This window comes from Duganella sp. CY15W, assembly GCF_009857555.1.
GTDB classification, from domain to species: Bacteria; Pseudomonadota; Gammaproteobacteria; order Burkholderiales; family Burkholderiaceae_D; genus Rugamonas; species Rugamonas sacchari.
This window is the reverse complement of the sequence record NZ_WWCQ01000002.1, coordinates 130257-142920: the sequence shown is the minus strand read 5'-3', so window position 1 is coordinate 142920 and position 12664 is coordinate 130257. Positions and strand designations below refer to the sequence as shown.

At 61.9% G+C, this 12664-nt stretch carries 10 protein-coding genes; 4 read left to right on the top strand and 6 right to left on the bottom strand.

What is annotated here, in order from left to right; translation table 11 throughout:
- Window positions 1-80: 80 nt before the first annotated feature.
- The gene (locus tag GTP58_RS10195; RefSeq protein ID WP_161077442.1) at window positions 81-1148 is read right to left on the bottom strand and encodes a porin; all 1068 of its coding nucleotides are present in this window, start codon (window positions 1146-1148) and stop codon (window positions 81-83) included.
- Window positions 1149-1228: 80 nt separating this feature from the next.
- On the opposite strand from GTP58_RS10195, the gene GTP58_RS10190 reads away from it, so the two are divergent.
- The 3 genes from GTP58_RS10190 to GTP58_RS10180 all read left to right on the top strand — a co-directional run bounded on the left by GTP58_RS10190 (window position 1229) and on the right by GTP58_RS10180 (window position 4493).
- Window positions 1229-1717, top strand: a complete 489-nt coding sequence (locus GTP58_RS10190; protein WP_161077441.1) for a hypothetical protein — start codon at window positions 1229-1231, stop codon at window positions 1715-1717.
- Window positions 1718-1896: 179 nt separating this feature from the next.
- Complete coding sequence (locus tag GTP58_RS10185; protein WP_202413625.1) at window positions 1897-2442, top strand: FxDxF family PEP-CTERM protein; 546 nt, start codon at window positions 1897-1899, stop codon at window positions 2440-2442.
- A gap of 107 nt (window positions 2443-2549) precedes the next feature.
- The gene (locus GTP58_RS10180; protein WP_161077440.1) at window positions 2550-4493 is read left to right on the top strand and encodes a GAF domain-containing sensor histidine kinase; all 1944 of its coding nucleotides are present in this window, start codon (window positions 2550-2552) and stop codon (window positions 4491-4493) included.
- Here GTP58_RS10180 and GTP58_RS10175 read toward each other — a convergent pair whose 3' ends face one another.
- The 5 genes from GTP58_RS10175 to GTP58_RS10155 all read right to left on the bottom strand — a co-directional run bounded on the left by GTP58_RS10175 (window position 4494) and on the right by GTP58_RS10155 (window position 11789).
- A complete protein-coding gene (locus tag GTP58_RS10175; RefSeq protein ID WP_161077439.1) occupies window positions 4494-5408 on the bottom strand; it encodes an S-adenosyl-l-methionine hydroxide adenosyltransferase family protein in 915 nt (304 codons plus the stop codon). It lies immediately after the preceding gene.
- 13 nt (window positions 5409-5421) lie between these two features.
- Entirely contained in the window at window positions 5422-7890 is a 2469-nt protein-coding gene (locus GTP58_RS10170) for a TonB-dependent siderophore receptor (protein ID WP_161077438.1), read from the bottom strand.
- Window positions 7891-8016: 126 nt separating this feature from the next.
- Window positions 8017-9522, bottom strand: a complete 1506-nt coding sequence (locus GTP58_RS10165; protein WP_072786965.1) for a response regulator — start codon at window positions 9520-9522, stop codon at window positions 8017-8019.
- 300 nt (window positions 9523-9822) lie between these two features.
- Window positions 9823-10704, bottom strand: a complete 882-nt coding sequence (locus GTP58_RS10160) for an alpha/beta fold hydrolase (RefSeq protein ID WP_161077437.1) — start codon at window positions 10702-10704, stop codon at window positions 9823-9825.
- Between the two features lie 29 nt (window positions 10705-10733).
- Window positions 10734-11789: a sugar phosphate isomerase/epimerase gene (locus tag GTP58_RS10155; RefSeq protein ID WP_161077436.1), complete on the bottom strand. Its 1056-nt coding sequence runs from the start codon at window positions 11787-11789 to the stop codon at window positions 10734-10736.
- Between the two features lie 113 nt (window positions 11790-11902).
- On the opposite strand from GTP58_RS10155, the gene GTP58_RS10150 reads away from it, so the two are divergent.
- Window positions 11903-12499: a TetR/AcrR family transcriptional regulator gene (locus tag GTP58_RS10150; protein WP_161077435.1), complete on the top strand. Its 597-nt coding sequence runs from the start codon at window positions 11903-11905 to the stop codon at window positions 12497-12499.
- Window positions 12500-12664 lie beyond the last annotated feature (165 nt).

Genomic DNA, 12664 nt, shown 5'->3' with positions numbered 1-12664 from the left:
GACTAAGAGGCAATACAAATTGCGAATTAGAACGTTTCGTCGGTAAGTGTGTCTTTTAACGTGGATGTGTGACATCGGGTTCAGAAATTGTGCCGTACGCCCAGCGCTACGCCCTTGAGCGTGGCGCCGGGCTGCACGCCCAGGCTGTTGATGGCGAAATCCACCACACCGTTGCGCCGATTCGACAGATGGCTGTAATACACAAACAGCGCGCTACGTCTGGACAGGGTGTAGTCATAGCCTGCCGTGTAGTGGGTGGCGCCGGTCGCCGCTCCCTTGCGCACAAAGCCGACGGTGACGCCGTCCGCCGCGCTGCCGCTGCCATTGCCCGCATGGCCAATGCCGAGCTTGATGCCGTGGCGGCCGATCTGCTGCGTCAGGGCGGCGTAGACATCGTTGCGCGCCAGCGTGCCGCCTGCCGTTTCGTAGCGCAGCCGTTCGGCGATCAGCGCCACCCGCGTGTCGCCATAGCGGTAGGCGGCGGCCAGCTTGGCGCCGCTGTCATTCAGACCGGGACCCTGGTAGGCGTGATGTTGCTCATAGGCGGCGCTGGCATACCAGGCGCCTTGTTCGTAGATCAGCGCCGCCGAGCTCAGCGATGGGTGGGCGCCGCTGGCCGGGCGCTCCTCGCTGAGGCCGTGGGCGACGCGCAACTGCAATCCATGCCACAGTGGCGTCCAGTAATGCACGCTGTTTTGCTGGCGGCGGTCGAAGGACGCGGTGTCACTGGTGTTGCTGACGGTGGCGCCGGCGCCGTTGCCCATGATGCTCATGTAGCCGGCGGTGGTCGGGTAGTACGGGTCGAGGCTGGCAGTGGCGCCGTTGTAGGGCGTGACCCAGTTACCGGCGAACAGCGTCCCGGCAGCGCCTTCGATGCCGAGCCGGGTATCGCGCGCGGCCGGGCTGCCGGCGCCCGTATCGGGCGACAGCGTGCCTTCGATCTGGAACAGGATGCGGGTACCGCCGCCCAGGTCTTCGCTGCCGCGAAAGCCCAGCACCGAGCGGTAATTGCTGAGCCGCGCGACGGGCGTGCCATCGTTTTGCAGGCGTTCCAGGCCGACGTTGAGCCGGCCATACACCTGTACATCATCCTGGGCGATAACATTGGCGCTCAGGGCGGCGAGCAGGGCGGAAAGAATCTTGTGCATGATTGCCGGGTTCCTATTGTTGTTACGGTGCGAGCCGCTTATTATTTCACCCCCACTTTTCTTTCGACACGACCATAAGTATGAGTATTGAGTACCCCGATGCAGATGACGGCGCCCTGGTGCAAGGTGATCGCCTGTGGCAAGGCAATGGCTGGACCGCGCGCGTGATTAAAAACGAAGACGATGATGGCTGGGCTGTCGCCATGATCAAGGACGGCGAACCGGAACCGGCGCTGGTCGGGCCGTGGACCATGGGCCGCGACAAGAAAAATCCCAAGCCGCTCGACGTCAACGCTTTCAATACCCTGGTCAAGACCGCCAACGAGGTGATCCGCCGCCACGAGCAGCAACTGCACGCTCAGCTGCACAAGAACGTCACAGTGGGAACGGACGATGGCCCGGTCAAGGTTTGCCTGGACATTACGCCCGACGAAGATGACCCTTACGCGACCCTGAGCGCCTTCGATCAGTACGGCGAAGAGCTTGCAAAAGTACGTGTCGCCCCCACCTTTAAACTAAGCGTAAGCAGCGCGTCCGCATGGATAGATAGCAGCTACAAGAAACCTTGAAGAAACTATATGCTTGAAAGCTATTGTTATTGAATTACATAAAAATTTCGTTAAATAAACGTGTAAGTGAATGTAACACTCAATCGTGCGTGCCCTGATTTTTGACGCTCGACTGCTACATTGAAACCTCCTCGCACGGTGTATTTTTTACACCGTTTTTTTTTACCCAAGGAGGTTTCATGAAAACAGCAAAACGCATCGTAAGTGCAGTGGTGATCGCCGGCGCGGCCATGGTGGCCAATGTCGCCATGGCGGCGGATGTCAGCAACCCGGATACCGCGCTGCCATTGGCCGTGGGTGGTGACTACTTCGGTCATACCTTCGCAAACAACAACGCCGGCAACAGCTTCGCCGAGCGTTACACCTTTAACGTTGGCGCCGGCAGCTCGATCTATGCCGATTTGTTCTCCAACGCCAAAGACGCCAACAGCGGTCTGGACATTCTAGGTCTGGCACTGTTCAACGCGGATGGCCTGGTACTCAAGGGTACCCAGACCTCGACCGGCAAAACCGATGTGTGGGAGCTGACCTCGGGTCCGCTGGCCGCAGGTCACTATTTCCTGCTGGTGAGCGGTACTGTACTGTCGAATGCGGTATCAAGCTATACCGGTTCGGCAGCGGTAACGGCCGTCCCTGAGCCTGCCACCTATGGCATGCTGCTGGGTGGCCTGGGTCTGGTGGGCGCCTTGGCACGCCGCAAGCAAAAAGCTTCGGATGCCGCATAAGTTGATGTAACCGCGTTTTTTGCGCGCCAGCCAGGTGGCTCGCGCCGCCTGGCTCTGCTAGTATTTCCTATGCGCATGTACCACATGGTCATAACATAGGAAAACCGATGGAAAGTCGTCTCTCCCGGCTCGAAGCCGTTCAAACCGTGCTGCTCGAAATCGGGCAGAAATCCAGCAGTTGTACCGATATCAGTGAATTCCTCCAGGCCGTGCATGCGGCACTGGGCCGTATCATGTACGCGGCGAACTTTTTCGTCGCGCTGAGCGATCAGCAAGGCCCGGCCAACAAGGTGCGCTTTGTGTATTTCGTTGACGAGGTGGATGATCCGCCGCCGCGCGACGAATTGTTTGAACTGATCGCTGGCGAATCGCCAACCGCCGCCGTGATACTGAGCCGCCAGCGCATCGTCATGACGGCGGCTGAGCATCGCTCCAAACGCGAGGACAATGCCGAATTTGGCATCGGTACGGTTGCCGAGCACTGGATGGGCTGCCCCTTGTTCGACCACAATCACCAGGTGCTGGGCGCCGTGGTCATACAAAGCTACGACAGGGAGCACACCTTCAGCGACGAAGACCAGGCGCTGTTTGCATCGATTGCCAACCACGTCTCCAGCGCGCTGCAGGGCTTGCAGAGCATGGACCGTCTGGAACGCGCCGTGCAGGAACGGACCGCCCAGCTGCAACACGAAGTGGCCGAGCGCCGCCGCGCCGAAAACATCCAGCGCGCGCTGTATGAGCTGGCCAACCTGTCGGCCACCGCCACCGGCGGCAGCCGCCTCAATATGCGTCTGCACCAGATCATCAGCGAACTGGTGCCGGCCAAGAACTTCCTCATGGCCTTGTACCATCCGGATACGCAGGAAGTCAGCATTCCCTATTTTGTCGACGAAAAGGATGACCACGCGCCGGTCAAACGCTTTGACTACGGCAAGGGCATGTCCTCGTACATTTTGCAGCGCAAGCAGGCCATGCTGCTGGACCGCGCCGGTTTCCAGGCGCTGGTGGACAGCGGCGAGATGGAACACCCGCTGGGCAACGTCGAGATCTCCAGCTGGATGGGCGCGCCGATGCTGCTGGGTGACCAGGCCTACGGCGTGATCATCGTGCAGAGCTATGACGACACGGTGCAATATACACAGGCCGATCTCGATATCCTGGCCTTCATGGCCAGCCACGTCGCGGTGGCGATTGCGCGCATGCAGGCCGACCGCCAGATCCGCGTGGCCAAGGAAACGCTGGAACAGCAGAATGCCGCACTGGAAAATGCGCTGACCTCGCTCAAGGATGCGCAGGGCGAACTGGTCCGCCAGGAAAAGCTGGCCTCGCTGGGCCGCCTGGTGGCCGGCGTGGCGCACGAGATCAATACGCCGCTGGGGATTTGCGTCACCGCCACCAGCCACCTGGTGGAGGAGCTGAAACTGACGCGCCAGGACCTGGCCGGTGGCACGCTGGATGAGGATGGCCTGAACCAGTTCTTCGACATCATCGACCAGTCGCTCAAGATCATGACCACCAACACCCAGCGGGCTGCGGCGCTGGTGCGTAGCTTCAAACAGGTGGCGGTGGACCAGTCCTCGGACGATATCCGCAGCTTCAACCTGCGCAAATACCTGGACGAGGTGCTGCTGTCCCTGCAGCCCAAGCTCAAGGGCAAGCCGATCGATGTGGAAATCCACTGCGACGACCAGATCAACATGGCCAGCTTCCCGGGCGCCATTTCACAGATCGTCACCAATATGGTGGTCAACTCGCTGGTGCACGGGTTTGAGGAGGGGCAGTCCGGCAAGATCAAAATTACCGGCAAGGTCGATGGTGATGTCGTCGAGTTCGATTACAGCGATGATGGCGTTGGCATGGACAGCGCCACGCTGGCGCAGCTGTTCGATCCCTTCTTCACCACCAAGCGCGGTTCGGGCGGCAGCGGACTGGGCGCACACATCCTGTACAACCTGGTGACGGGCGCGCTGGGCGGCACCGTCAAGGTGGTCAGCGCGCCGGGCATGGGGTTGCACTACAAGCTGCGCTTCCCCAAAATCAAACGCAAGTGATTACGGCTTTGCTTTGCTGATTTCGACTTCCCAGTCGACGCCGGAGTCGATCTTGTATTTGGCGGCGTAGTTGCCCTGGCTGATGGCCACGGCAACGTCGAGCAGGCTGTTCAGGTACACCAGCGGCTGGCCTTTGGCCACGCCGCCAAAGGTGTGCTCGAACGGCGCTACTACTTTGTTGACCTGTTTGCCTTTGTGTAGAATGCGGACCTGCACTTTGTCGTGCACGCCGATCTTCAGTTCTTCAAACAGCGACTTGGGAATATTGGTCCAGACGTTGCCGTATTTGACGTCCAGCACCGGGATGATGCCGCGGATGGTGTCGCCATTGCGCACCGCTTTCTGATACGCGATCCTGACCACCGAGTCGGCCGGTAGTGCTGGACCAACCTGTTCATAGCTGATGGCGCCCGAGGCCAGGCGCGCGCCCACATACGCATACACGTCGCGGCCGTGAAAGGTGTAGGACTCGCCGGAGCCGGCCAGGCGGTTGACCGATTCATCGATCTCGCGCAGCTCGGCCACGCCATCGCGTTCGGCGATCAGCGTGAACTGGCCATTGTCGGGGCCGACGAAGTAGCGGCCGGCCTTGGTCTTCAGCACCACCGATTTGCGCGTGGTGCCCACGCCCGGATCGATCACGGAAACAAACACGGTCCCCTGCGGCCAGTAATTCGCGGTCTGAAACAGGCGATAGCCGCCGACCCAGATATCGTAGTCGGGAATATTGTGGGTCAGGTCGGCTACCGTCAGGCCCGGATCGACGCCGTAGGCCACGCCACGCATGGCGGAGACGGCGCCGTCGGAGGTGCCGAAGTCGGTTTGCAGCACCAGCGCGTTCTTGGCGGCGAAGGCAGGCGCGGCCAGCGTGGCAAGGGCGGCGCTGAGGCACAGGGCGGTGAAGAGTTTTTTCATGGTGTCCTTGAGGTCAGAAGGTGTAGCGCAGGCGGCCGTAGAAGTATGCGCCATTCACGCCGATCGGGTTGATGAAGTTGTAGGGCAGGGCGCCGCCGTAAGTGGCGTTGTTGGTTTCGCGTACGCGCTGCGGGTAGCGGTCGAGGAGGTTGTCGCCGCCGGCCGACAGCGTCAGCTGTTTGCTGATCTTGTACTGCGCCTCCAGGTCCAGCGTCCACACGGCGCCGAAGCGCTGGGCGTGCACGCCGTCGATGACTTCCGCCGTATCGTCATACGAAAAATCCTTGAGCGGGCCAAAGCGCGTGGCGCGTGCCTGCAGACCCCATTGCGCGGATTGCCAGTCGGCGCTGAGCACCAGCTTGTTCCTGGGCGAGGCATTGCGGATGCGGAACAGGCTGGTGTCGGTAAGCACCGTCAGCGTGGGGTCGATCCTGGCCAGCGCCGCCGAGCTTTGGTGCACCTGGTCGATGCGCGTGTGGTTCAGATTGAGCGCGGCGTTCAGGTCCAGCTTGCCGCCAGCGAATGGCAGGTCGTGATTCAGCACCGCATCCAGGCCGCTGGTGGTGGTGTCGAGCAGATTGGCGAGGTAGGCCACCGACTGGATATCGTTGCGGCCGATGCTGGCCAGGTAGGCGGTGGCGGCGTCGCTTTGCAGATCGCTGGTGCGCGTGATGCGGTCCTTGATCTTGATGCGGTAGCCGTCCAGCGTGAAGCTGGTGTTGCGCTGCGGACGCCAGGCCAGACCGAGCGAGATGTTGGTCGACTTCTCCGGCTTCAGCGCCTGTGCGCCAAACGCGCGCGCCAACGGGTCGCTGGCCGGCAGCAGCGACGCCGTTTGCAGGCCGCTGCCATCGCTGTTGAAGTTGAGCGTGGAGAAGCGGAATCCGGTCTGCACCAGTGCCGGTGCGCGGAAGCTGTTCGAGACCGAGCCACGCAGCAGGAACTGTTCGCTGAATTTGTAGCGTGCGGACAGCTTGCCGGTGCTGGCGTTGCCGAAATCGCTGTAGTCCGAATAACGCGCGGCGGCGCCCAGCAGCAGCTGTTTGCTGATGTCGCTTTCAATGTCGGCATACACGGAGCGTACATTGCGGCTGCCGTCGAACGCGTCCTGTGGACGCAGGCCCGGCCCGGCTTGCGCGCCTGGCGGCGCATCGGTGAACGGACCGGCGGCATACGAGGCGGCGTCGCCCGGTGCGCTGGTATAAGTCTCGCGGATGTACTCCGCACCGAGCGCCAGGTTGACCGGCACGCCCAGATCCAGCTCGCGTGTGAGGTCGGCGTTCAGCGCGTTCTGGCGATAGTCGAACGTGGCCAGGTGGAAGCTGGTCGGGCTTTGCGCGCCCAGCGAGGCGTTGGCTGAATCGCTGACGTTGTAGTGGAAGATGTTGCTGCCGTGGCGGGCGCTGATGTCCCAGTTCCAGCCCGCGCTGGCCAGGCGCACACCGGCGACGACGCTCACATCGCTCTGGTCGCCGTGGGTGACGGGGCGGTAGCCCTGCGGGTACAGCGACAGCACATTCGATGGATCGCCCGGATAGCGGAAGTAGGCGCTGCCATCCGACTTGCGCTGGTTGACGGTGGCGAAGGAATAGGCGTCCACGCCGTCGGCCAATGGCAGCAGGGCGTTGTAGAACGCATAGCCGTTGTGCTGCTGCGCGTCGCCGGATTTGAAGACCACCTTGCCGTCGAGCGCGAGGTCGGCCGGCGTCGCATTCCATGAGGTCCAGCCGGCGTCGCTATAGCCTGCGCGCTGCGTCGGGTTGCGGCTGCGGCTCTCGGCGCCAAAGCGCAGGAAGCCGGCATCGCCGAGCGGTACGCCGTAGTCGGCGTTGACGATTTTGGTCTGACCGTCCGTTTTCTTCTCGTTGGTCGGTTTGAAGTCCGTGTGGTTGGCGCCGTAGCTGACCGAAGCCGTACCGCCAGTACGCTGCTGCTTGAGCACGATGTTGATGACGCCTGCCACCGCGTCGCTGCCGTACTGCGCACCGGCGCCGTCGCGCAGAATCTCGATGTGGTCGATGGCGCCTGGGGGGATCGCGTTGACGTCCACCGGCACCGTGCCGGCAAAGCTGCTTTCCGTGTCCAGCACGGCGCTGGCGTGGCGGCGCTTGCCGTTGATGAGCACCAGCACCTGATCCGGCGCCAGGCCGCGCAGTTGCACGCCGCGTACCGAGTCCGACGCACCGCTTGATTCGATGCGCGGGAAGTTGATGGAGGGCGCCAGCGCCTGCAAGGCCGCACCGACTTCGCCGCTGGACAAGGCGTTCTCCACTTCGCGCGCGCCGAAGCGGTCGATCGGGACAGCGCTGTCAAACACGGTGCGGTTGCGGGCGCGGGAACCGACGATGGTGACCTGGTCGAGGGCGGCAGCGGCGTCGCCGGTGGTAGTTTGCGCTTCGGCGGCGGGCAGTGCAGCCAGCAGCAGCGCGCAGGCCAGCACGCTGCGGCGCAACGGCAAATGAGGGAGAACGTGATGGGGCATCGTGATTTCCTTGCGGAGTCTGGAGACAGACTACGATCTTACGAGCAAGGAAATCCCGCGCCTACTAACAATTGCTAATATGCTTATTCGACGCGCCGCTGTCATCCCGCTTTCGCGGGAACGACGTCAGTCGGGCAGGCGCTCGTTGATGGCCAGCGCTTGATCGATGTTCTTGACCAGCAGATCGACGTACACCGGATCGAGGTGATGGCCGGCCACTTCGCGCAGATGCTCGATGACTTTTTCGATCGGCCAGGCTTCCTTGTAGCAGCGCTTGTGCATCAGCGCGTCGAACACGTCGGCCACGGCCACGATGCGCGCGTACAGGTGGATGTCTTCGCCTTTCAGGCCTTGTGGATAGCCGCTGCCGTCGTATTTCTCGTGATGCTGGTGGGCGATCACGGCAGCCGCTTTCAGGATAGGGCGTTGCGAGCCGTCCAGGATGGACAGGCCGACCGCCGGGTGCTGCTTCATGATTTCCCACTCGGCCGCATCCAGCTTGCCGGGCTTGAGCAGCACAGCGTCCGGCGTGGCGATCTTGCCGATATCGTGCATCGGTGCGGCGTGGCGCAGTACCGCCACTTCGTCTTCCGGCAGGCCCGCTTCGCGCGCCAGCAGATGGCACACTTCCGACATGCGGCGCACGTGGTTGCCCGCTTCGTTGGAGCGCGATTCCACCACATCGCCGAGACGCAGGATCAGTTCGGCCTGGGTATCGGTGATTTCCTGGTTGAGCAGGATGTTGTCGAAAGCGATGGCGACGCCGGAGCAGAATACTTCCAGCAGCTTGGTGTCGATCTCCGAGATTTCTTCCACACCCTTGAGCACCAGCAACGAGGCCTTGCCGCTGCTGTTGGGGAAATAGCCGATGTAGGTGTCACCCTGCACGCGCGAGATCTTGTTGCTCTTGGCGGCGTCCAGCTGGGCCAGTACGTCCGGTGACAGCAGGGTGCCGTCCTCGTCGCCGATCTGGGCCAGGATTTCGTAATCGTTTTCGCCGCTGATGGCGGTGGCGCCGCGCAGGCGCAGCAGCATGCTGTGTTCCAGGCGCAGCAGCGCCACGACCTGCTGCAGCAAGCCATTGGCGAAGTCTTTCAGATTGCGTTGCTGGAAGATATGGGAGGAGGCGGCGATCACGCGCTCCAGGCCCTCACGGTAATTCAGTTGCGCGCGGCGCGCTTCCTCCACCTTCATGATGTCGCGGTAGGCGCGTAGGGCAGCGAAGGTGGTGGTGAACAGCTTGGTGCGATCGAGTTCGGTTTTTTCTTTGTAGTCGTTGATGTCGTAGTTGACGATCACGCGTTCTTCCGGCGCCTGGCCGGGCTGGCCGGTGCGCAGCACGATGCGGGTGAACTGGTTGTCCAGGTCTTCGCGCATCCAGCGTGCCACTTCCAGGCCGCTGTCTTCCTTTTCCATCACGACGTCGAGGAACACCAGCGCGATGTCGGTTTCGCGCGCCAGTACCTCCTTGGCTTCGGCGCCGCTGTAGGCATGCACAAAGCTCAGCGCGCGGCCATCGAGGCGGAAGCGGCTCAGGGTCAGTTTTGTGATGTCGTGAATGTCCGGTTCATCGTCGACCAACAGGACTTTCCATGGCGCTAGCTTAGGCGAGGCAGAGGACAAAAAAGACATATGAACAAGTTCCACAAAATGACACTGACAGAGTGAATTTCCCGATTGTAGTCTTACACACAGCCATTAACAACAGGCAATAAAAATTCCTGTCGCTCTGCACAACACGTGGGTTGTTCTTATTGTACGCCGCGCTGGTTGAGAGCGGCGCGGCATACGTCTTCTGTAGCGCTCATGTGCAAACACAACAATACTTCGTTTTTGGCAATATTGCTATCTAAAAACAAAGATTTTTGTAAAAGTGCAGCATGAACGCAGCAGGTGGTTTGCGGCAGGGCGCAGAGATCCTGCGCGCTACCGTCAGCGCTGGTCGAGGAACGGTAGCAGGTGCGCCAGGAAGTCGTCGGGATTTTCTTCCATCACGAAGTGGCCCGAGTCGGCGATCATCACGCCGCGCAGGTTGGTGGCGCGGCCCTGCATGGTCTGCAGTGGCGCGTCTTTGGTCGCGTGTTCGGCGCCGATGGCCAGCACCGGCATGGTCAATGCCGACTCGGCGCGCAGCAGGTTCTGGCGGATCGTCTCGGGAATCGCCCGGTAGTAGGCGAAGCCCGCACGCAGCGCGCCCGGGGTGGCGTAGGCTTCCGTGTAGACCTCGGCGGCAACGCGGTCGCGGCGGTAGGACCATTTGTCCAGCATGAAACCGATGTACTCGCGCTCCTTGCCGGCCGTCAGCGCTTCGGGCAGGTCGTGGACCTGGTTGAACATGAAGTGCCACAGGAAGATGTTGTCCTCCGGCGCGACGAAGATCGGCGGCGCCGGCGCCAGGCCGGGAATCACGGCCTCGGTCAGCGCCAGCCGGCCCACCACGCCCGGATGGTCGCTGGCCAGCGCATAACCTACCCACATGCCGATGTCGTGGCCGACCACGTCGTAGCTGGCGTGGCCCAGCTGCAGCATGGTCTGGTGCAGCGCGCTGGCAATCGCGCCGGTGTCGTAGCCGCCGGCCGGGCGGTCGGAATGGCCGGTGCCGGGCGGGTCGACGGCAATTGCCAGATAGCCGCGTGCGGCCAGCGCGCGCATGATGTGACGCCAGGTGTACCAGGTTTGCGGCCAGCCGGGTATCAGCAGCACGGGCCGGCCGCTACCGGCGCTGACGCAATGAATGCGCTGGCCGTTGATGCGTACGTAGTCGTGCGTGAAGCTGGTGTCTGGCTGGTCGTTTACTGCGAGTGCTTGTTGCATGGTGTTCCTTGTCAGATCGGTTGGCGGCATCAGGCGATGCCAAGCAGTTGCTGCATCTGCTGCTGGTTGACCGGCGCACCGGCGAAGTCGTCGAAGATCTTGTCGGTGACGGGGATGATGTGGGCGTTGATGAAGTCCACGCCTTCCCTGGCGCCGACTTCCTGGTGCTTCAGGCAGCACTCCCATTCCAGCGTGGCCCAGCCGGCGTAGTCGTACTGGGTCAGCTTGGAGAAGATGGCCTTGAAGTCGACCTGGCCGTCGCCCAGCGAGCGGAAACGTCCGGCGCGGTTTTCCCATGACTGGTAGCCGCCGTAGATGCCTTGCCGTCCGCTCGGATTGAACTCGGCATCCTTCACATGGAACATGCGGATGCGGTCCTTGTAGATGTCGATGAAATCAAGGTAGTTCAGCTGCTGCAGCACGAAGTGGCTAGGGTCGTACAGCATGTTGCAGCGCTCATGCTGGCCGACGCGGTCATAAAACATGTCGAAGCTGACGCCATCATGCAGGTCTTCGCTCGGATGGATTTCGTAGCACAGATTGACGCCTTGTTCGTCGCAGGCATTCAGCACTGGCAGCCAGCGTTTGGCCAGTTCGTCAAAGGCGGTTTCGATCAGGCCGGCCGGACGTTGCGGGAACGGGAACAGGTAAGGCCAGGCAAACGCGCCGGAGAACGTGCCCATTTCGGTCAGGCCGAGACGGCGCGAGGCCTTGGCCGACATCAGCAAACGCTCGATGGCCCAGGCGGTACGCGCCTGCGGCTTGCCGTGCAGTTCGGCGGGCGCAAAGCTGTCGCACATGGCGTCATAGGCGGGATGCACGGCGACCAGCTGGCCGAAGATGTGGGTGGTCAGTTCGCTCAGCACCAGGCCTTCGTCGGCCAGCATGCCGGTGATGTCGTCGCAGTAGGTCTGGCTTTCGGCCGCAGTGGCAACGTCGAACAGGCGCTGGTCCCAGGCGGGCAGCTGCAAGGCCTTGAAGCCGGTGTCGCTGGCCCAGGCGGCAATCGAGGGCAGGTCGTTGAAGGGCGCTACCGCGTCACTGAATTGGGCGAGGTGCAGGCTGGGTCCTTTGATGGTACGCATTTTTATCGGCTCCTATTGTTTGTTGATCGGCAAAGAATAGGGCAAATTTTCCAGATCGTCAAGCGCGGTGAAGCGGCTATACTTGCGGTCCGGGTATTTTTACTGAGGTAGCGATGGCAGGCAGGCCAAGAGAATTCGACCGCGAACTGGCGCTGGCAAAGGCCAGGGATGCTTTTTGGGAGCGTGGCTACGAGGGTGTCGCCATGTCCGATCTGGTGGCGGCGCTGGGCATTGCGTCGGCGCGCATCTACGCCGCGTTTGGATCGAAAGAAGAGTTGTTCCGCGAAGCGATCGCACTGTACGTGGAAGGCGAGGGCGGTTTCGCCACGCGCGCGCTGGCGGAAGAAAGCACCGTGCGCGGCGCCATCGAACGCATGTTGCGCGAGGCGGTGCAGCTGTACACGCGCAGTGGCCGGCCGCAGGGCTGCATGGTGGTGTCGGCAGCCACCAATGGCAGCTTGCAGAATGATGCGGTGGTGGTCTGGCTCAGCGAACATCGCAGCGCCCGCACCAAGTCCATCATCGACCGTTTGCGCGTGGCGTTGAAGGCTGGCGAATTGAAGGCCGGTACCGATGTGGTGGCGCTGGGCGACCTCTATGCTACGCTGCTGCATGGCCTGTCGGTCCAGGCGCGCGATGGCGTCAGCAAGGCGCGCCTGCTGGCCATGACCGTGCCGGCGCTGGCGGTACTGGAGCTGGCGCTGCGCTAATGCCGGCTCTTTTGGCAAGCATGCCAGAACGCCAAGCACGGTGGTCATTTCGCCACGCCTGCTGAACCGTTCTGGCGTCTTTTTTACGGCAATTGATTTCCGCATGGAAATTCGTGCTATGATTTTCTAGCTCCTAATCACTACGAGCTTCCATTTCCTCCGGCC